13 protein-coding genes are annotated in these 20,963 nt (G+C 55.9%); all 13 read right to left on the bottom strand.

The genetic code is table 11. The features are described 5' to 3' along the window. Positions 1-259: 259 nt before the first annotated feature. Complete coding sequence (locus P4L78_RS16590) at positions 260-5,065, bottom strand: TIGR00180 family glycosyltransferase (RefSeq protein WP_309329131.1); 4,806 nt, start codon at positions 5,063-5,065, stop codon at positions 260-262. A 19-nt stretch (positions 5,066-5,084) separates the two neighbouring features. Further along, entirely contained in the window at positions 5,085-5,870 is a 786-nt protein-coding gene (locus P4L78_RS16585; RefSeq protein ID WP_283149231.1) for a cephalosporin hydroxylase family protein, read from the bottom strand. Between the two features lie 123 nt (positions 5,871-5,993). After that, a complete protein-coding gene (locus tag P4L78_RS16580; RefSeq protein ID WP_283149230.1) occupies positions 5,994-6,662 on the bottom strand; it encodes a NeuD/PglB/VioB family sugar acetyltransferase in 669 nt (222 codons plus the stop codon). Continuing rightward, on the bottom strand, positions 6,659-7,792 hold the full coding sequence (locus tag P4L78_RS16575) for a DegT/DnrJ/EryC1/StrS aminotransferase family protein (protein ID WP_283149229.1): 1,134 nt from the start codon (positions 7,790-7,792) through the stop codon (positions 6,659-6,661). Before P4L78_RS16575 ends, P4L78_RS16580 begins: the two co-directional genes overlap by 4 nt. After that, a complete protein-coding gene (locus P4L78_RS16570) occupies positions 7,789-9,012 on the bottom strand; it encodes a class I SAM-dependent methyltransferase (protein ID WP_309329128.1) in 1,224 nt (407 codons plus the stop codon). Before P4L78_RS16570 ends, P4L78_RS16575 begins: the two co-directional genes overlap by 4 nt. After that, positions 9,009-9,560, bottom strand: a complete 552-nt coding sequence (rfbC, locus tag P4L78_RS16565) for a dTDP-4-dehydrorhamnose 3,5-epimerase (protein WP_283149227.1) — start codon at positions 9,558-9,560, stop codon at positions 9,009-9,011. The genes P4L78_RS16570 and rfbC overlap by 4 nt, the downstream gene beginning before the upstream one ends. Next, entirely contained in the window at positions 9,560-10,639 is a 1,080-nt protein-coding gene (gene rfbG / locus P4L78_RS16560) for a CDP-glucose 4,6-dehydratase (protein WP_309329125.1), read from the bottom strand. The genes rfbC and rfbG overlap by 1 nt, the downstream gene beginning before the upstream one ends. A gap of 4 nt (positions 10,640-10,643) precedes the next feature. Continuing rightward, positions 10,644-11,423, bottom strand: a complete 780-nt coding sequence (gene rfbF / locus P4L78_RS16555; RefSeq protein WP_283149225.1) for a glucose-1-phosphate cytidylyltransferase — start codon at positions 11,421-11,423, stop codon at positions 10,644-10,646. Positions 11,424-11,472: 49 nt separating this feature from the next. Continuing rightward, on the bottom strand, positions 11,473-12,213 hold the full coding sequence (locus tag P4L78_RS16550; RefSeq protein ID WP_309329122.1) for an S-methyl-5'-thioinosine phosphorylase: 741 nt from the start codon (positions 12,211-12,213) through the stop codon (positions 11,473-11,475). Between the two features lie 181 nt (positions 12,214-12,394). Continuing rightward, positions 12,395-13,282, bottom strand: coding sequence for a UTP--glucose-1-phosphate uridylyltransferase GalU (gene galU, locus P4L78_RS16545; protein WP_283149223.1), 888 nt, complete (start codon positions 13,280-13,282; stop codon positions 12,395-12,397). A gap of 335 nt (positions 13,283-13,617) precedes the next feature. Beyond that, positions 13,618-15,990, bottom strand: coding sequence for an NAD-dependent DNA ligase LigA (gene ligA, locus P4L78_RS16540; protein ID WP_309329117.1), 2,373 nt, complete (start codon positions 15,988-15,990; stop codon positions 13,618-13,620). A 104-nt stretch (positions 15,991-16,094) separates the two neighbouring features. Further along, entirely contained in the window at positions 16,095-17,339 is a 1,245-nt protein-coding gene (locus P4L78_RS16535) for a cell division protein ZipA C-terminal FtsZ-binding domain-containing protein (protein ID WP_283149221.1), read from the bottom strand. Between the two features lie 87 nt (positions 17,340-17,426). Next, positions 17,427-20,927 carry a chromosome segregation protein SMC gene (gene smc / locus P4L78_RS16530; RefSeq protein ID WP_309329110.1) on the bottom strand — a complete coding sequence of 1,167 codons (3,501 nt, stop codon included), beginning with the start codon at positions 20,925-20,927 and terminating at the stop codon, positions 17,427-17,429. Positions 20,928-20,963 lie beyond the last annotated feature (36 nt).

Genomic DNA, 20,963 nt, shown 5'->3' with positions numbered 1-20,963 from the left:
TCAGACGCAACACCGCGTCCTTGGACTGTTTATCGGAGATAGCCGAATAAACTTTAGGAAAATTCAAAAAAAAATTTTCCCGCAAATTTTGACAAATGAAGAAAGAAAATTCAGCCGACGCCAGTATCCGCGCTGCCGTTCAAATGCACGCTCCCTTCCCCTGTTCAACTGCCCTTTCCACCCGTTTGCGAATAAAAAAATGGCGAACCTTTTATGGCTCGCCATCGTGGTCAGGAGTGGTCTTTTGCGTCATCCATCATCAATCAGGAGACCAAGCCTTACGCCACAACTCCAGGTTATCGCCCTTCAGCATCCATTTGTCATGCACCGCATTGCGTAATTCCATGCCGCGCTGGCGAGTTGCAGACAGGTCGTCCAGGTGCATGCGAATGGCGTCAATCCAGTCTTTGTGACGATTGCGCACTCGGGTTACCGGCAAGTCAACCCGGTACGGCTCAATATCGGTACATACAACTGGAAAGCCGCAAGCACCGTACTCCAGCAAGCGCAGGTTGCTTTTGCTCTCATTAAACTGATTGTGCTCTAGCGGTGCCAGCGCCAGATCCAGTTGCAGGCTAGCCAGTTTGGCCGGATACCCTTCAATCGGTACACCTTCGTGTAACTCTTTGATATAAGGGCGCAATTTTGGAGGGCACATACCAAAAAACACCCAATCCACCTCGTTGGCCAACTCCCGAACCACGCCTTCGATCAGCTCCAGGTCGCCAGTGTGGCTGATGCCCCCCGCCCAACCCACGCGTGGACGGGCATGCTCAGTCTGAATCAGGGGCAAATTACCCCACCAAGACTCTGGCAGATAGTTATGTACTACATGGAAATTGTCGTGCAGATCGGCATATTGCTCAGCCAGTCGTTCCGTAGACACGACGAATCGGTCCACGTGAGCCACTGCCCGGCGTAATGACTTCAATACGTCCTTGGGCATATGGTCACGGTGGGCGCTTTTTAGCGGAATATTAGGCAGATAGTCGTCAAGCTCATAGATGCAATAAGCACCGGAAAGCCGCTTGGCCCGAGCCATGAACTCAATTTGTTCAGCTGTGATCTGCCGCTGGAATATCAATACGTCGGGCTTGAAACGCTCCTGGTCAATCACTCCAAGTAGCTCGAACGAAATCGCACCACTCAATTTTTGAGCGCCTTTAAGCGCCTGGAATGGCTGAATCATCCGGTAATGGCCACACCCCATCTGGTCCGCCGGGTGAGTAAGCACCCGCAGCGGTGGTTTCCAGGAAATCGGCTGGAACGAAACCAGTCGGCGATTTTCAATCTCGAAACCGTTGCCGTGCAGCATCAGGTTGCGGTTGTAATACGGGTCCGTCGCCAGTTGCGGTAGCCATTTACCGAACATGGCCTCTTGCTCGCCCGCAAAGCGCTTCCTCTTGGCCTCCTGGGCCGCTGGATCCACTCGGGTCTGACTGACACTACCTTCGTGCAGCACCGTGGCGAACGGAGTCCAGACGATCAGATAACCAGCTTGGCGTACCTTCAAACACAGGTCGACATCGTTGTAAGACACTTTGAAATCTTGCTCATCCATACCCCCAAGTTCGCGGTAAATGGACTTTCGGATAATCAAACAAGCGGCGGTAACAACCGAATAATTCTGGATCACCTGCAAGCGGTTCATGTAACCGCGTTCATCTCTAGGCAGCCCAATGAACGGGTGATCCGCCGGGCCACGCAGCCCCAACACCACCCCGGCATGCTGAATCTTGCCGTCTGGATAAAGCAAACGCGCGCCAACGGCACCAACTTCTGGCCGTTGGGCATGCCTGACCAGTTCTTCCAGCCAGTTTTCCTGAATGATTGCGGTGTCATTGTTCAGCAACACCACATATTCACCGTGGGCCTGTTCCACCGCGTAATTGTTGATTGCAGAAAAATTGAATGGGTGTGGATATCTGATCACTCGAATGCGCGGATTACCCAGTTTTTCCAGCCCGTCCAGGTAATTGACCGCATCCAGCTCAGTAGTATTGTTATCAACGATCAGTAATTCGAACTGGGCGTAGCGGGTACGTTCCAGCACGCTTTCCACGCACCGGGACAGCATTGCAAACTGATCTTTGGTGGGGACGATAATGCTCACCAGTGGTGTGGTGGCATGCTGATACTGGACATTCAAGGTGCCGGGAATCAAACCCTCCGACAGCGTGGCCGGGCAATTGATACGGGCAAGATGATTGCGCACCGCACGGGCAAATGCCCCCGCCCGTCCGTGATCATCCAGCGACCTCCATGGCAATTGCGCCAGATGGCAACCGATAGTTGGCACGTGGCCAATGGCCTTTTCACCAAATTGCTCATATAGACGTAACAGCAGGTCGATTTGCTCTGCACCGGGTTCTAACGGGCCCGCAGCCAGGACTGCTTTCAACGCTCCGTGCCGCACCAACAACATGCCATCCGCATAAGGCATGGCCCGCATCAAATCAGGACTGAAGTCCGGTTTGAAGCGAGGCATGTCTGGAGTGCCTTGATCGCCTATCCAGTCGTCGTCCCAATAAATGACTTGCCATTGCGGGTTATCTGCGGCCTGCAACAGACCCAACAGCAAACCATCCAGGGTCAAGCGGTCGCCCACTTCTACCAGGCCGACCCAATCCGCCTGCACCTGAGCAACGTCAGCCATCGCAGCAACATAGCCGTCGGCGCTCTGAAACCAGGCGACACCGCTATTGGGCTCGGGATCAACGAGCGGCGACACGATAGCAGCTTGTTTGTCCTTAAAATACTGTTGGCCCAGCGTGGTCAGCGTTTCTGAAACACCGGGCATGTTGCCCATGCGGTCAATAAGATAAAAACGCGCAATCTGCGGGGGCAGTTGATCGACACGGGTGTCGATCATGCGGGCTTCAGGCAGACTGAGACTGCGCTGTTGCAGCCAGTCTTCATAAACACTTATGACCGGCCCGGCTTGAGCCACTTTTTCCAAGTGTGAGTTTGCAATCTCAGTTGGCGCGTTAGCTCCGACCTTGACCGCGTCTTTGTATATCGGCTTTACCGGAACGCCCGACAGCTGGCCGGTTTCCAACCCCACCGACTTGGCGACCAATGGCATCAACCGTTCAAAGACATGAGCGAGAGTGCCGTCAAGTTGCCCGGTTTCCTCCTCGAAATCTTCTTGCCTGATCCCGAGCCGGCGAAGCGCTCCAAAAAGAGCCCCTCGCGCCCAGTACATGCTGCCGGCAATAAAGTCATAATCAAAATTTTGAGGATCAACCCCGATACGTTTGGCCCATTGGCGCATTCCCGGGAGATTCTCCCTGTGTGCGCCCGAAATTTTGTACGCATTGAGCATGGTGCCGGACACTGAGAGCATCCCGCCCGTTGGATGAGTATCAAACCAGGCCAATACCTGTCCAATGCCATCTGCAGGCAGCAATCCTGCCAGCAGTTGCGTGCGCCAAGCCTCCCCCACCCCGTCCCGAAGGTGGGCTGACTTTTTGCTGTGAATTTTGAGTACAAGGTCAAAATCTTCCAGCTTCTCGTGTTCCAGTAACTTGAATAGCGGAGCAATATCCCGCCCCCGATTCGTGACCGGGTAAACACGGGCGTTGGGGAACTGCGGTTTGATCAGTTTGACTACCGTTTGCAACAGCTCTTCGGGTGTCGTGACGATCAGATCGAAGGCGTGATCGATAGTCGAGAGAGCGCGCGCAAATTCAGGCCACAGATCCGGATAAAACAGATGGACAACCACTGCCAGACGCCGCGTGGAGCCCATATCTTTCACAGATATCGTTTGTTGCTCGATAGCCCGCCCCAATGGCTCCAGTGATCTCACCGCCGGGTCTTGCGGGTTAAGGCGCTTAGCCCAGTCCAGCAATACCTTGGCCAGCGGCAACGCACCCGCATTGGCATGCAATACGCACAAACTGCAGATGGTATTGATATGGAACGGATTCTGGCTAAGGATGGCTTCAAATGCCTGCTGCGCAGATTTCGCATCTCCGGCATCCATCGAGGCAATGCCTTGGACAATCAGCTGATTTTGCCATTGCAGCTTGGGCTCCAGTTCTTTCAGTTGAAGTTTGCCGCACGGCATGGCGCGCAATAGCAGATCAATTTCTTCCAGCAATGCAAAAAATTCTGCGTTGTAAAACGGCATTTCAACAAACTGTTTGATTTCAAAAAACCAATCAGGTCGTGGTGTAATGGTTCGCCATTCGGAACGGAATATTTCCTGCACGGTTAGCGATTTGTTGCTGCCCAGGCACAATGCCAATACCGCCGCAGCCTTCTTGGTCATGATCCGGGCATCGTAAAAAGAAACCGTTGGTTCCAGTTTACGGTAAATATTGGCCATGAAATCAAAGAAAGCTTCTTTCTGTGGTCCGTCGAAGCGTGGATCGGTCAATGCCTGGTAAAGATCAGTCTGATGATCCGAGACCGGATAGTTCAGCTCGCGTACGACAAATGGAATTGGCAAAATGCGGGCTTTCCCGCGAGCCAGCTTATATAACGCCTCTCCAAACTCGTTGTATTCCCACCGGATATCGTCGGGAATCAAATCAAACCAGTCTTTGAATACCGTGGATCTTGCAATTGCATAAAATGGAGGAATGAAATTATCCATAAAAGACATAATGCGGTCTTCACTAGCCCCAGCATAGTCTTCGACCACTTTACGGTCACGCAAGAAGTAATGCACCCGTTCGCCATCAGCCAGGTACATCAGGCAGTACCCATGGCACAGCGCGTAATCAGGGTTGGCTTGCAGGAAATCCAGGCCTTGGACCAGCCCACCCTCAAGGGTGAAATCGTCGTCGGTGACAAATGCCATATACGGTGTGGTTACCAGATTGGTTCCGCGCCGGATTTTTAGCATGATCTGACTGTAGTCACAGTCACCGCAGTGCTGGTAGCTCGTGCGCTCGTTCCCGTATTGCTCCACCGCCCAGATATTGGATTCCGCCGACGAATCCATAATCAACAAGGTGCAGGGCATGGCTGAGTAATAGCGAATCGCCCGCGCCAGAAACTGGGGGCGATTATGCGTCAGCAAAACCAGGGTTAACAGTTGGCCAAATTGGTTCATTCAATTTCCAGTGTGCAAATCAGGCAATGCGCTTCAGATAGCCTTCCGGCGCAACGGTAATCAGTAATTTGTTTTCAATGGCATGATCAATTTCAAATCCGGGGTTATCTTTTAACCACTGATGCACCGCGGTTTTAGGATTATCACCAACGCCCCAAGGCCGATCGGGGAAAGCATCGGCCGGCATGTCTTCCACCACAGTATCGAATACCACACAATAACTGCCCGGTGTAACCAGCGGCGCGTAGGCTTGCAGCTCAGCCAGGACGTGCGCGTGGGTATGATTGGAGTCAAGGCAAACCAGCACGCGCTGGTAACCGCTGGCTTTGGCATGCACCTGGGCAATGATTTCGGGATCAATTGACGAGCCCTGAATCATTTCAATTTTATGGGCCAGCGGGTGCGCCTCAATGGCTGCGCGGTTGTGTTCTCTGATATCAATATCCAGACCCAGCACGCGCCGTTTGCTGGCCCGTGGGTCCAGCACCGTGCCCTGCTCCACAGCTTCGCAATAATCCAGCAAGGCCAGCATGGATGCGCTCATGATTAAAGAGCCGCCGTGGGCGATGCCGGTTTCAATAACCAGATCTGGCTTTAATGCCCAGATGAGTTCCTGCATGGCCACCATATCTTGCGGCAGCTGAATGATCGGGCGACCAAGAGATTTGAAATTGTAGGTGTACTTATGTACCGCGGTCTGGATAACAAAATCCAGGCCCATTTGCTTAAGCGCTGCGTCATTCCCCTGAGCCGCGATATCCCGAACTCGTTCTGCCTCAAATCTGGCGTGCATGTCGTCTGTCATGAAAACCTCAATCATTCAATCCCGCAACGCGGGTATTTATGGGTAAAGCACAGTGAAGGGCCTGAATTCAATCCGCAACAACTTTGCTGTCTATCACGGTTTGCACAACATCAAGTCCTCGCTTCAATTCTGTCCGGTGGTATCCACCGTTGGCATATCACGCATCTTGAGTACCCGCGCCGGATTGCCAACCATCACCGCGCCAGCCGGCACATCTCTGGTCACCACGGCACCAGCTCCGATGACCGCCCAATTGCCTATTTTTAGTCGAGGCAATATTGTTGCCCCCGCACCGACAAAAACCCCGCAACCTATTTCAACACAGCCACATACCGACACACCGGGTGCAATGAACGAAGATTCACCCACCTGCGTTTCATGACCAATCAGTGCGCCAATGTGCATGCAAACGTTATCGGAGAGCTTGACGCCTGCTTGCACAATCACGCCCTCGCGCAAGTAGATTCCCGTCCCCAGTTCAACCATCAGCAGGTCAACGGCTGGGTGGATCAGATTGCTCATGGCAAAACCGGCTGCGCGCATGACCCGGGACGTCTCATGCCGGGTAACACAGTCGCCCGAAATCAGGTTCACAAAGTTGTATTCGGCCGGATCAAACTGCGGCAATACATCAAAACCGCCAAAAATCGGCAGTCCGTAAAAGTCTTTACCCTTTTTGGCCGGGTCATTGTCGATATAGCCGACAAAATCGACTGGGGAATGCTCCCTTACCCGTTGCAGCATACGCGGTGATTCGGGGTTATTGGCGCCCAGCAGCAAGACTTTCTTCACCGAGCCTCCTGCCCCAGGACGCTCAACAGGCAAGCCGCCACCCGTTTGATCTGGTCCGGAGTCAGGTCGTGATAGCTGGGCAAATTGATGGCACGCGTGGGCAGATCAAAGCTATTGCGGTTATCTGGCACCGGGGTAAAGGGTGGCGTGCTGGATAAGGGGCTAAAAAATACGCGCGCATCAATCTGCTGCCGCTGAAAAGCGGCTTGCAGTTGTTCGCGGGTCACGCCGCTCGCAACATCAAACACCGCCGTCGGCATCCAGTATCCATTGCGGGTTCCTGCAGGCTCCGGATTCAAACTGATCTGTGGATATGGTGCCAGCGCAGCTTGATACTGCTGAAATACTTCGCGCTTGCGCGCCACCAGTTCTTCAATGCGTTCAAGCTGACCGCACCCGATGGCCGCCTGAATATTGGACATTTTGTATTTAAAACCCACTTCTGATGGCCAGAACTGGCGGGTCTCGCCCCGTTTGCGCCCGTGATTACTCAAGGTGAGGACACGCTCATACAGTTGGGCGTCGTTGGTGACAAAGATGCCACCTTCGCCGGTAGTCATGGTTTTGGTGCCATGAAACGAGAAAACACCAAACCGCCCAACCGAACCCGCACGGTGCCCGTGATAGATCGAGCCGATGGCTTCTGCGGCATCTTCAATCAGCACCAGGCCATGCTTGTCGGCAATGGCTGCCAGTGCGTCCAGATCACACAGATTGCCGTAGATATGGGTTGCCACAATCGCCCGCGTTTTTGGCGTAATGGCAGACTCTACCTTGTCCGGATCAAGGCACCATGATTGGGCCAGCACGTCGACAAATACCGGCGTGGCCCCCACGTGCACGATGGGTGCGACGGTTGCAATCCAGTTAGTGTCCGCCAGAATGACTTCATCACCAGCGCCGATGTCCAGCGCCACCAGCGCCATATGCATGGCCCCCGTGCAACTGGAGGTGGCAATGGCGTATGTGGAGCCATTCCAGGCTGCAAAATCACGCTCGAACCGGTTGATGTAGTCGTAGCAACGCGCACCCCAGCCGTTGGCTGCGGCGTCTGTGGCGTAGCCAACCTCAAGCTCGGTAATCGATGGTTTGGTATAGAGAATGCGCTCTTGCGGTTCTGACTGACTCATAGGATTTCCACCTCGGGTACCGCGACGACAAACTGTCCGCCCCACTCGCGGATTTGTGCCAGCTGCTGCATCACTTCATGCTTCAGGTTCCACGGCAATATCAGGACAAAATCGGGCCGTGCGTCCAGCAATGCCTGCGGGGTGATTACCGGAATATGACTACCGGGCAGGTATTTACCCTGTTTGGATGGGGCGGCATCCGCCACTTGCGGCAACAGCAATCCGTCTACACCAGCGTAGTTCAACAGCGTGTTACCTTTCGCTGCGGCACCGTAGCCAATCACCGTTTTGCCAGCGCGCTTTTGTTCCAGCAAAAATGCTTGCAAGCCCAACCGGACCGCATCAGCGCGCGCTTGAAAATCATGATAAACAGCTGACTGGTCGAGCCCGGCGGCTTTCTCACCGGCAATAATGGCGGCAACGCTGGCCTGTTCCGGCTGCGCGGCATTCTGCCTGCAGGCGTAAATCCGCAAGCTACCGCCATGTGTGGGCAGATTTTCAACGTCGTACACCCGCAACCCTGCCTGCTGCAAGATTGGCTGTACCGCAAGCAACGACAAATATGAAAAATGCTCGTGGTAAATGGTGTCGAACTGGGTTTGCGCAATCAGATTGAGTAAATGTGGAAACTCAAACGTGACGGTTCCCTCTGGTGCGAGCAATATCTCGATGCCCGCGACAAAGTCGTTAATGTCCGGCACATGGGCCAGCACATTGTTGGCTGCAACCAAGTCAGCCGCACCGTGGCGTTCGCGCAGGGTTTTGGCAGATGCTGCCCCCAAAAAGACTTCTTCTATCTGCAGCCCTTTCGCTCTGGCCGCCTGCGCGGTGCTGTACGTGGGTTCTATCCCAAGGCAGCGGATGCCGCGCTGGGCGACGTATTGCAGCAGATAGCCATCGTTGGCCGCTACCTCCACCACAAATGAAGCGGAATCCAGCGCGAGTCGCTGCGTGATCATCGCAACGTATGATTGAGCGTGCGCCAGCCAGGTAGAAGACGTTGAAGAAAAATAAGCGTACTGGGCATCGAAGAGTGCGTCATGACGGGCGAAGTCTTCGGTTTGCACCAACCAGCATTGCTCGCATACCTTCACTCGCAAGGGGTAGCGGGTTTCGGGTGTAGACAGATCAGTGGCAAGCCGATAGGCGTTGGATGGCGGGGCGAATCCGAGATTAACAAAATCGAGTTGTAGCGGGCTCTGACAATGACGGCACTTCATACCTGGATTCCAATGAAATCATCCGGCAAAAGCGGATGTTGCTGATCACGAGCCGAAACCTGGGTGGCCGGCAATGGCCAGTTAATGCCAACGCGCGGGTCATCGAAGCGGATACCCCCTTCCACCGCAGGCTCATAAAAAGCGGTGTGCATATATAGGAGTTGCACCTCATCCGTGAGCGTTTGAAAGCCGTGAGCACAGCCCTGTGGCAGTAAAAGCGCCTTGCCATTATCTGCAGAAAGTTCAATGCCTTGCCATTGCAGGAATGTGGGGGAGTCTCGCCGCAGATCCAAAACAATATCGAATATCCGGCCAGACAAGCAGCGCACAATTTTTATTTCCGCCGCAGGCGCGCGCTGAAAATGCAAGCCGCGGATGCTGCCTTGCTCCCGGGTGTACGAATGGTTGACCTGGCAGATAGTCGAATCACCCAGCAGTTCAGCCAGCTCCCGCTGGCAAAACCAGCGCGCAAAGCTGCCACGGTCATCGCCGCGACGTTCTGTTTCCAGGACCGCTACTCCTGCAATTGGCAAATGCGCTATTTGCATTAGCGAGTCCAGCTCAGACCGTGGGTCGTTGCATCATTCAAATATTGCTGTAGCTGCGCTTCCGATCGCAATTCACCCTGTAACCAGGCCTGGTACCATTGGCTAGTCTGCGCCAGCGCCTGCTGCAAACGCCAGACCGGTTTCCATGCCAGTTCTACCCTGATGCGAGAGGAATCAAGCCGCAATGCACTTGTTTCATGCGCCATGGCGCCCACTTGCTGCCAAGAAACGGCGGGCCAGTCCGCTCGCAATACATCCAGCACCTGTGCGACAGAGGCACTATCTTCGTCCGCCGGCCCCACGTTCCAGGCTCGGGCAACGCTGTGCTCGTCTTGCAACAGCTTCTGGCCAATCAGCAAATAGGCAGAGAGCGATTCCAACACATGTTGCCACGGTCGAATTGCCAGCGGATTACGCACTTCAACCGCCTTCTGCGCCGCAGTCGCGCGTACCACATCAGGAATCAAGCGATCTGCCGCCCAGTCGCCACCACCGATAACATTACCGGCACGTGCCGTGGCAATCAGCAATGGCGATGCGCCAAAGGCAGATCTGTCGGCAAAACTTTGGCGATAAGAGGCGGCGACCAGTTCCGTAGCCGCTTTGGAGGCGCTATATGGATCATGACCACCCAGCGCGTCAGACTCGCGGTAGCCCCAGCACCACTCCTGATTTTCGTAACATTTATCGGTGGTGATCACCACCACGGCCTTCACCGACGGCAGACCCCGGCAAGCTTCCAGTAGATTGGCAGTGCCCATTACGTTGGTCTGCCAAGTGGTCAGAGGATCGCGATACGAGGCCAGAACCAGCGGCTGCGCCGCCAGGTGAAACACGATTTCTGGCGCAAACTCTTTTAGTGTTGCCCGGAGCGTTTCGGCATCGCGAATATCGGCCAGCGTTGAAGCAATCGGCAAATCGAGTTGGGACCAATGTGCACTCTGTTCGTCCTCAGGTGGCAATGCGTAGCCATGCACCTGCGCCCCGAGCTTGTGCAGCCACAAAGCCAGCCAGGAACCTTTGAAGCCAGTGTGCCCGGTCAGGAAAACCCGACGGCCATGATAGATATTGCTGAACAATTGATTAGCCCCAGACTTTCCAGGGGGCATTGCCCTGGTCCCACATGTGGTTAAGCTGGATTTTATCGCGCAGGGTATCCATGCATTTCCAGAAGCCGTGATGACGGTACGCCATCAACTTGCCTTGAGCCGCCAATTGTTCCAGCGGTGCCCGTTCAAAAATGGTGGAATCACCCTCTTTAATGAAATCAAAGACCTCTGGCCGACAGGCCATGAAACCACCATTGATCCAGCCCAGATCACCCGGCGGTTTCTCATGGAACTCACGAATCAGACCTGCATCATCATCGTCGACAATGCCGAAGCGCGCCTCTGGCTGAACCGTGGTCATGGTGACCAGGGTATTGGCCGAAGCCTGATGTTGCGTCACCAATGAAGCAATATCGACGTTTGACACGCCGTCCCCGTAAGTCAGCAGAAAATCCTCCTGCCCCACGTAGTCTTTGGCTCGCAAGATGCGTCCGCCCGTTTGCGTGTCCAGCCCGGTTTCCAGAAGCGTAACTTTCCACGGTTCAGATTGATTGCGGTGAACCTCAATCTGGTTATTGGAAAGATCAATCGTGACGTCGCCCTGGTAAAGGAAGTAATTGGCAAAGAATTCTTTGATATGGTTGCCTTTGTAACCCAGCAAAATCACAAATTCATTGAAGCCGTAGGCCGAATAAATTTTCATGATGTGCCAAAGAATTGGTCGACCGCCAATTTCAACCATAGGTTTGGGGCGAAGATCTGTTTCCTCGCCCAAACGCGTACCTAGACCACCAGCCAGGATAACAACCTTCACGCCACACCCCTCAATTGCGTTTTACCAATCAATGCCTATATCGAACCAATCAGGACTGTTTTAACAATGCTTCCAATATCGAATTAGTGCTAGCCATCGCCGCCTCAAACACGCCGCTTGCGGTCGTAAAAACCACACCCCGCGCGCTGTCTTGCTGTCCTGCCGCCCAGTTAGAGACAACCGCAATGGTGGCGTACTCCAGACCCGCCTCCCGTGCCAGTGCGGCTTCCGGCATGGCGGTCATGCCTACGATATCACCGCCGTCGCGCTGGATGCGGCGGATTTCTGCGGCGGTTTCCAGGCGCGGGCCTTGGGTACAGGCATAGGTGCCGCCGTCGACGATATCCACGCCCACTTGCCTTGCCGCGGCCAGTACTGTTGCCCGTAAATCTGCACTGTAGGGTTCAGTGAAATCAATATGCGTTACCGGGTGCAGGCCGCCCTCGTACATTGTCTGTTTGCGCCCCCACGTGTAATCGATGATCTGGTCCGGCAAAGTCAGCACACCTGGCCCCATATCGGCGCGAATTCCGCCAACTGAAGCGATGGCCACAATCTGGGTGACTTTTTGATCGGCCAGCGCCCAGATATTGGCGCGGTAGTTGATCAGGTGCGGCGGGATGGTATGGCCGTAGCCGTGACGGGCAATGAATACCACTGGTTTACCACCCACCTCGCCAAATGTCAGCGGGCCAGACGGGTCGCCATAAGGTGTGCGCACGACTTGCCGGCGCGTAACTTCCAGATTGGCCAGCTGGCCAGCGCCAGTTCCGCCGATGATGGCGAGCATGAGGTGTTCTCCTGCGGGCTGACGCAAGCGCCAATCCCGGACTCGTTATTGATGGATCAATAAAATCAGCAGCAGCCAGCGCGTGTAACCAGAACATCTTAAAAAAGAAAAAGGGACGACACCAGCCGTGTAGTCCCTTATTTCTCAAAATCTCACAAATATTGCAGCAGGTGTCGCCAAATCACCGAGCAAGCTCACCGCTGGCAATACGCTCCTTCAGATACGAGGTAAACTCCTCGCCCACTTCTTCGTGCTTCAAACCGAGTTCAAAGGTCGCTTTCAAAAAGCCGAACTTGGAACCGCAGTCATAGCGTTTGCCTTTGAGCGTGTGCGCCAACACATGCTGCTCTTGCATCAGCGCAAAAATGCCGTCGGTGAGCTGGATTTCGCCCCCCTTGCCTGGCTGCACGCTTTGCAGATGATGGAAGATGCGCGGCGTCAGCACATAGCGCCCGACCACGGCCAGATTGGAAGGCGCTTCAGCAGGCTTGGGTTTTTCTACGATGCTGTTGATTTTCAGGCGGCCACTTTGCGGCTCACCCACCTCAACAATGCCGTAAGAACCGGTATCTTCATGCGGGACCTCTTCCACACCCAGGACCGAACAATGGGTGTCGTCGAACAGGTCCACCATCAGTTTGAGTTCTGAAGTACGGCCATCGATCAAGTCATCTGCCAGGATGACGGCAAAGGGCTCATCACCTACCGCTGGCTTGGCGCATAACACGGCGTGGCCCAGACCTAGCGCTTCTGGCTGGCGGATATACACGCAGGTAACACCCTTGGGCAGGATGCCTTGCACAATATCCAGCAGCTTCTGTTTGTTCTTCGCTGCCAATTCGCTTTCCAGCTCATAGGCTTTATCAAAGTGGTCTTCGATCGAGCGCTTGTTACGCCCGGTGATGAAGATCATTTCGGTAATGCCAGCGGCCAGCGCTTCTTCCACGGCGTACTGGATAAGCGGCTTGTCGACGATGGACATCATTTCTTTAGGGCTGGCCTTGGTGGCCGGCAAAAAGCGAGTCCCCATCCCGGCGACCGGAAAAACTGCCTTACGAATTTTTTGCATACCGAATCCTCTGGTTTGATTGGCTGATTCCAGCAATCCCAATCGCAGTGCGGCCCCCATGACTTGATCAGCTTGACGCTGATGCAGCTCGTCGGGCCACTGGGATACCGCGGAACGACCAAGGCCGAGCGAATCGGCAAGGCGGGTCTGGGATCCAAACAAGCGAATGGCTTCTGATTTGTGCATAGCATCAATGTTCAGACAATTAAACACCAAAGTCAACCAGCGAATTCTGATAGACGATGTTTAATTTTATAAACATCACGATCCCATAGGAAAAGGGCCGATATTGATGTCAGCCCTTTTCTTGTCAACCAAACACCAGCCTCCGACTGCTACGTCGTCAGTGCTGCCTGCAGTTGCGCTTCATCCCATACCGGCACGCCCAGCTCCTGGGCCTTGGTCAGCTTGGAACCCGCCTCTTCGCCCGCCACAACCACATCCGTCTTTTTAGAGACGCTGCTGCTCACCTTGCCACCCGCCGCTTCAATCAGTGCCTTGGCCTCATCGCGAGACAGCGTGGGCAAGGTGCCGGTTAGCACAAACGTTTTGCCGGTAAACACACCTTGCGTGGCCTCGCTTGCTTGCGGGAGAGCGTCCAGCAATCTGGCCTGGAACTGATCCAGTTGCTGCAATTGTTCGCGTCGATCTGGCTGACCCAGCCAAGTCAGCACAGCGCTTGCAACATCCGTCGGCAATCCAACCAGGGCCGTTTCATTGGCTTGGGCCAGACCCGCCAATGTCGGGAATTGCCCGGCGAGTTGTTTGGCTCGCACCGGCGTCAGTCTGGGGATATTCAATGCGGCATACAGCGTTGCGACATCAAGTTTTTCTCTCAGCTCAGCACTCGGGGCGCGCTCACCCTGCGGCTCGACACCTGCGCTCAGCAGATCATCCAGCGCCTGCTGGTTTTTGGGCTCGGCAAAGAAATCGGCAATGGAATCGGCCACGGTGCCACCAATATCCGGCAACACTCGCAGAACAGCGGCGGGAGCATGACGCACCCACTGCAGTCGCCCCAGCCAATCCGCCAGCGTCTTGGCGGTGGACTCACCCACGTGGCGGATACCCAGCGCGAACAGCATGCGTGCCAGTGGCGGCTTCTTGCTGGCTTCAATGGCCTCCAGCAGGTTCTCTGCCCATTTGGTGGCGACTTTGCCCTGCTGGACCGTTTCCGGTGTAAGGCCGTCGCGCTCATCGGCGCGGCGCTTCATCTCCAGAAAATCATCCAGCGTCAGTCGATACAGGTCGGCCACACCGTGCACGTAATCCAGTTCCACCAGGTTATCGATATAGCGACCACCCAGGCCATCAATATCCATGGCGCGACGCCCGGCAAAGTGCCAAATCGCCTCTTTACGCTGAGCCGAGCAGAACAAGCCACCCGAACAGCGAGCGATAGCCTCGCCTTCTTCGCGCACCACGTGCGAGCCACATACCGGGCAGGTTTTGGGGAGCTGATACGCCGGTTCGCGCGGGATTTGCTGCGCAGAAAATAGATCGCCACCGGTCTGTTCGATCATTGGCCGACGCTCCAGCACCACGCCGACCACTTCCGGAATCACATCGCCAGCACGCCGCACGATAACCGTGTCACCGATACGTACATCTTTGCGGCGGACCTCATCTTCGTTGTGCAAGGTGGCATTGGTCACGGTAACGCCGCCGACAAACACCGGCTGCAAGCGCGCGACCGGCGTGATCGCTCCAGTGCGTCCGACTTGCACGTCAATGGCTTCCACCAGCGTCAGCGCTTCCTGCGCCGGAAACTTGTGGGCGATGGCCCAGCGCGGCGCACGCGAGACGAAGCCAAGTTCTTCTTGCTGCGCAAAAGAATCAACCTTGTAGACGACGCCATCAATCTCATACGGCAAAGACGGGCGTTTATCGCCAATGCGATGGTAATAACCCAACAGGCCATCAGACCCGACAACCCGGTCTCGCTCTTTGCAAATGGGCAATCCCAAGGTGGCAAACCAATCCATCACGGCCGACTGGCTGGCCGGAGGCGTTACCCCTTCGCAGGTGGCGATACCGTAGGCAAAAAACGCCAGACGTCTTGAAGCGGTGATGCGCGAATCAAGCTGACGCAAAGAGCCCGCAGCCGCATTGCGCGGATTGGCAAAGACCTTGAGTCCTTTGGCGGTCTGCTCATCGTTAAGACGTTCAAAGTCTTTCTTGAACATCAGCACCTCACCGCGCACTTCCAGCACAGCGGGAATGTTTTCGCCCTGCAAACGCAACGGAATGGCATTGATGGTGCGTACGTTCCGCGTAACGTCTTCACCAGTGGCACCATCGCCACGCGTGGCGGCCTGAACCAGGACGCCATTCTGATAGGTCAGCGACATGGCCAAACCATCAAACTTGGGGCCGACGTCATAGGTTGCCGCCGCGATCCCCAGACCTTCACGCACGCGGCGGTCGAACGCCTCGACCTCTTCGTCCTCAAATGCATTGTTCAAAGACAGCATTGGCACGCGATGGATTACGCTATTGAACGAGGGCAGCGCGGCGCCGCCAACCCGCTGCGTGGGTGAATCTGCGGTGAGCAAGTCTGGATGTGCGGCTTCAAGCGCCTGCAGCTCACGAAAAATGCGGTCGTACTCGGCATCGGGCACACTCGGCGCATCAAGCACGTAGTATTCGTGGCCGTATTGATGCAAAAGGCGGCGCAGTTGCGCCGCCTGTTCTATCAGGTCTGTCATGATTTTCGGTCCATCAGAGGGCCAGAACGGGAGCTTGACCAGTGGCCCTGTTCCCGTTCTATCGGTTCAATCAATCATCAGATATTAGCTAACTTGCCAGACTATCAAGCAAACAAACGCAATGCCGTGGCCGAGCCGGGCTCAATGCCACGCTCATCCATACGGGCATAAATTTGCGCCAGTTGCTGATGAATGCTGGTCAGACTGGCGGTGGTCAGCGGCTTGCCGTTGTCATCTACCAGTGTGGCGCCAAGTTGCGAGCACAGATGCAGTGCGAACTGACACACATATTCAAAAACTGACAACCCACCGGCCGCACGCGGCACGTCAAACAGCAAGGTAATGCCTTCGGATGTCATACCAAATGGTGTTTGATCGTGGTTGGTCAGCGAGAACAAGGCTTTGCCAGTTTCGCTGCGATACTGGAAAGTGCCATCCGGAGCTTTGATCAGCCCGGCATGTTCAGCCAGCACGCGCACTTTCTCCATCGGCAACGGATTGCCGCTGGCCATCACGTTCAGACCAATCAGCACATCAACCGAGGCGCAGAATTCATCCAGATTTGCTGCAGCAGCCAACTTGGCCGAGCGTTGCGGGAACGTAACGGAAGCATCGTGTTCATCAGCAAACTGCTGCACGGCCATGCAAAAGCCGTTGAGCTGTTCTTGTGTCAGCGCACCCTGCCGGTCAACCAGTTGCAGGCCAATGCGCAATTCGCTGAACGCATTGCCGTTGCTGCCGTAAACCGCTTGCCACTGGCCGGCTTCATTCAGGCCAATCACCCGCACGCGTTTGGCGCCAGGAAACGGTGGAATCTCGCCTGCCGGGATATCTACGCCGGTGTGGACTTCAGCGATGAAATCGAGCGATGGGTCCAGTAAACCGATTTCCGACTCATCGTCGACGTCTACCATCGGGGCGGTAGCGGCAAAAGCAGGCTGTGTGTTGCGCGGCGAAACCGGCTCGGCAACGGGCGCGGTTGGTGCATAAGACGGTGCGGCGTAATCAGGCTCGTCGTCATAGACCTCTTCGACGGTATGCCCTGCCAGTACGGGTTCTTCGCGCACGCCGGCCGTCGCAATTGAAGGCGCAGCCAAGGCCGGCTCCAGGCGCTGCTGATCACCTTTGCGCACCAGATTCTGCGGGGTGTCCAGCAGCACGTCAGGCTGGCTGCGGGCAAAGGCTTTGGCGGCCTGTTTGCGGTAGCGGTGCTCTTGCCACCAGTTGAATGCGTAGACGGCAGCGACGATAGCGCCACCGGCAATCAGTGAACCAAGTTGCAAATCGGTCATGATCAAGGCTGTTGTCGTTATCCCTTGAGCCGTATCACGACTCAAGCGGTGATTCATCAAGAGCTGCTCACAAAACCATGCGGGTCAAATCATCTGACCACGGCCACACCGGGGTGCGGCCTGGCACCAGTTTTGTCAGTAGCCCTAAGCGGTTACAGCTTCACGCATGGACAGCGCGGTTTCGATATCTACCGCCACCACGCGTGAAACCCCTTGTTCTTGCATTGTCACACCCACCAGTTGCCCGGCCATCTCCATGGTCAGCCGGTTGTGACTGATATAGAGGAACTGGGTGCGTTCGGCCATCTTTTTCACCAACTCGCAAAAACGCAGCGTATTGGCATCATCCAGCGGCGCATCAACTTCATCCAGCAGACAGAAAGGCGCCGGGTTAAGCCGGAACAGCGAGAATACCAGACTTAACGCGGTCAGTGCTTTCTCGCCACCTGACAATAAATGGATCGTACTGTTCTTTTTACCGGGCGGTTGCGCGAGGATGGTCAGCCCGGCGTCAAGAATTTCGTCACCGGTGAGCATCAATTCGGCATGCCCGCCACCAAACAGCAAGGGGAACAATTCTTGCAGATTGGCGTTCACCGTATCGTACGTACTCTGCAGCAGGGCACGGGTTTCCCGATCAATGCGGCGAATGGCGTTTTCCAGCGTTTCTACCGCTGCAGCCAGGTCGCCGGCTTGCGCATCCAGATAACTTTGCCGTTCACGTGCATTGTTTAACTCTTCAAGCGCGGCCAGGTTGACCGAGCCGAGCGATCCCAGCGCTTGAGTCAGGCGTCCGATCTCGGCGACCAGGCTGGAAATTTTGACGCCAGCGCCAATTTTCTCCCGCAAGACTTGTTCGTCCGCGCCAGCAGCTTGCAGTTCCTCGGTAAAGCGTTCGAGCGCCAGACGAGACTCTTGCTCCTTGAGTCTTGCAGCGTTAACCGCTTCACGCGCTGGCTCCATGCCTGCCTCGATGCGTTGTTTCTCCGCCTCGCGGTCACGCATTTGCTGGGCAAAGCCGTTGAGCGCATCGCGGGTAGCCGCCAATGCGCGTTCTTTTTCTCCGCGCAGATTGATCGCATCCTGAAAACCCACGTCAAAATCGCCTTCGTGGATGCTTTCCAGCTCAAGGGTCAGCGTTTCCAGCCGCTCTGTCACCAGATCGCGTCGATGTGTCAGGTCTTCGTCGCGGCGCGCCATTTCGGACAAGCGCGTTTCGGCCGCTTGCACTGCAAAACGACTTTCCTGCGCCAATCGCTCCACTTGCCGCAGGCGGCTACGCTGCAAGTCACAGGCCGATTCGGCCTCAGTACGCGCCAGCTTTTGCGCTTCCAGTTCTTCCTGCAAAGGCTCCAGTGCTTCCTCGGCGTTCAAGCGCGAGGTTTCAGTTTCCTGAGCCGCATAGATTTCTTCTTCCAGCTGCAGGGTGACGGTTTCCAGTTCTTCCTGCCACTGCGCAGCCTGGCGGACACGTTGTGCGTTGGCTTCTTCCAGGCGGGCGCTCTGGCGGGCGATTTCGGCGCTCTGATTTTGCAACTGGGCCAAAGCGTTGCGGCGCTGGCGCATGCCTTGTTCCAACGCCGTCAGTTCGTTCTGCACACGCTCGTGCTCTTGTACTGACAGCTGCCATAGCGGTTCAAGTTCATCCGCCCGCACCAGCGCTTGTTCCAGCGCTTGGCGCTGTGCCACCAGGTTGGCGACCACACCTTGCGCCGCGTGATATTGCAAGGACTGCCGATCTCCGCTGTGCCCTTGCGGGGTAATCAGCAAGCCACCAGCCGGCAGTTGTTCGCGCCACAGCAGCCAGTCTGCCGGAGTCTGGACACACCAGACCTGGGCGAGCATGTCGCCCAATGCGCGCTGCAGATTGGGATCGTTGCACTGGATGTGATCCAGCAAACGAGGCAACGCTAGTTGCGTGGTCGGGGCAGCCGCAACTGTCGCCTGCAACAACGCCACGGCAGCGGGCGGGATCGAATCCGGCAACTGCGTCACTGCTCGGGCCTGCATGCGCTGGCCCAAAGCAGCTTCGACGGCTTTTTCCCAGCCTGGGGTAATCCGCAGACCTTCATACAGACGCGGCAGGCTTTGCAAATCGTTGGCCGATAGCCATTGCGCCAGGGCTTTGTCATCCACCGGCGCGGGCATGCTTTGCAATGCCCGGATTTGTGCCTGGGTTTCGGTGCGTGCTCGCGTTTCTTGCTCGCGCGCAGCGGTGGCTTCAGACAAGCTAATGCGCAGTTCTTCCTGCGCAGCCTCTTCATCCGCCAAAGCCAGTTGTTCGTTCTCAACGCTAAGCGTGGATTCTTCCAGCGCCAGGCGCAGCGCTTCCAGTTGCGTATCGTCGCCGTCAGCACTCAAGCGCGACAAATCCAGTTGCAGACGATCACGCCGGTTTTTCAGCGTTTCGCACGTACGCACATGGTGCTGGGTTTGCTGCTGCGTCAATTGCAGGGTATTGCGTGCCTGGGCCAATTGATCACGTGTTTGCTGGAAGCGCTCATCCACCTCTTTCAAGGCTTGTTCCAGTTCGGGCAGGCGCTGGGTTTCGTCGTCCAGCGACATTGCCGTTTCTTCGGCGGTGAGCGCGGCAGCTTCTTGGCGTTGCAGCCAGTCGTCGCGCTCGGCCATGCTTTGGCGGCTGTTCTGGTCAATACGCGCCAGCTCCGCCTTGGCCGCTTCCAGATCGGCGCTCAGGCGCTCGCGATTCTGGCGCAAATGCAGCAGTTGTTGCTCCAGCCGCGCCACCGTGGCGTTGGCGTCATACAACTCGCCTTGCGCTGCATGGACCGCATCGCTGGCGGTGAAGTGGGTTTCGCGCAGTTCTTCCAGCGCGGCCTCAAGTGCCCGCAACTCAGCCAGCTTGGCTTCGAGCGCATTTTGCGCGGTTTCGATGTCGCGGCGGGTGTTTTCAACATCTCGCGCCGCATCCAGCTTGCGTTGCAATGCCAGCAGGTTCTGCTTTTCGGTGATCGCGTCTTTCAGGTTGTTGTACTGGGCCGCGATTTCGGCCTGGGATTCGAGCTTGCTGATCTGGCCGGTGAGTTCCAGCCGGATATCATCAACCCGGTCCAGATTGTCTTTGGTATCAGCCAGGCGCGCTTCGGTCTCGCGGCGGCGTTCTTTGTATTTGGAAACGCCAGCGGCTTCTTCCAGAAAATGGCGTAATTCTTCAGGGCGCGCTTCAATGATGCGCGAGATCATGCCTTGTTCGATGATCGCGTAACCGCCCTTGCCCACCCCGGTGCCGAGGAACAAGTCGGTGATATCGCGCCGCCGCACCGGCAACTGATTGATGTAGTAGGAGGACTCGCCCTGACGGGTCAGCAGGCGCTTGATCGAGATTTCGGCGTACTGACTCCACTGCCCGGCAGCCAGTCCCGCGCTGTTGTCGAACACCAGTTCCACAGAAGCGCGGCCCACCGGCTTGCGCGAGCCCGAACCATTGAAGATGACATCCTGCATGGATTCGCCACGCAGTTGCTTGGCCGATGACTCGCCCAATACCCAGCGCACGGCATCAATCACATTGGATTTGCCGCAACCGTTCGGGCCGCAAACGGCGACCAGTTGCCCTGCGACATGAATAGTCGACGGATCAACAAACGATTTAAAGCCAGCCAGCTTGATGTGGGTAAGACGCACTGAGAAGGTCGCTAGCGGTTGCGAAAGGGGCGATTG

It is taken from the genome of Silvimonas sp. (assembly GCF_031291215.1).
In the GTDB taxonomy this organism is placed as follows: Bacteria; Pseudomonadota; Gammaproteobacteria; order Burkholderiales; family Chitinibacteraceae; genus Silvimonas; species Silvimonas soli.
The sequence above is the reverse complement of the archived record's forward strand: the minus strand, read 5'-3'. Positions and strand labels throughout refer to the sequence as shown.

Excerpts from the sequence above, each read along its gene's own strand:
- P4L78_RS16590 (WP_309329131.1), bottom strand. The coding sequence starts at position 5,065 with ATGAACCAATTTGGCCAACTGTTAACCCTGGTTTTGCTGACGCATAAT.
- P4L78_RS16585 (WP_283149231.1), bottom strand. The coding sequence starts at position 5,870 with ATGACAGACGACATGCACGCCAGATTTGAGGCAGAACGAGTTCGGGAT.
- P4L78_RS16575 (WP_283149229.1), bottom strand. The coding sequence starts at position 7,792 with ATGAGTCAGTCAGAACCGCAAGAGCGCATTCTCTATACCAAACCATCG.
- P4L78_RS16570 (WP_309329128.1), bottom strand. The coding sequence starts at position 9,012 with ATGAAGTGCCGTCATTGTCAGAGCCCGCTACAACTCGATTTTGTTAAT.
- rfbC (WP_283149227.1), bottom strand. The coding sequence starts at position 9,560 with ATGCAAATAGCGCATTTGCCAATTGCAGGAGTAGCGGTCCTGGAAACA.
- P4L78_RS16550 (WP_309329122.1), bottom strand. The coding sequence starts at position 12,213 with ATGCTCGCCATCATCGGCGGAACTGGCGCTGGCCAGCTGGCCAATCTG.
- galU (WP_283149223.1), bottom strand. The coding sequence starts at position 13,282 with ATGCAAAAAATTCGTAAGGCAGTTTTTCCGGTCGCCGGGATGGGGACT.
- ligA (WP_309329117.1), bottom strand. The coding sequence starts at position 15,990 with ATGACAGACCTGATAGAACAGGCGGCGCAACTGCGCCGCCTTTTGCAT.
- P4L78_RS16535 (WP_283149221.1), bottom strand. The coding sequence starts at position 17,339 with ATGAATCACCGCTTGAGTCGTGATACGGCTCAAGGGATAACGACAACA.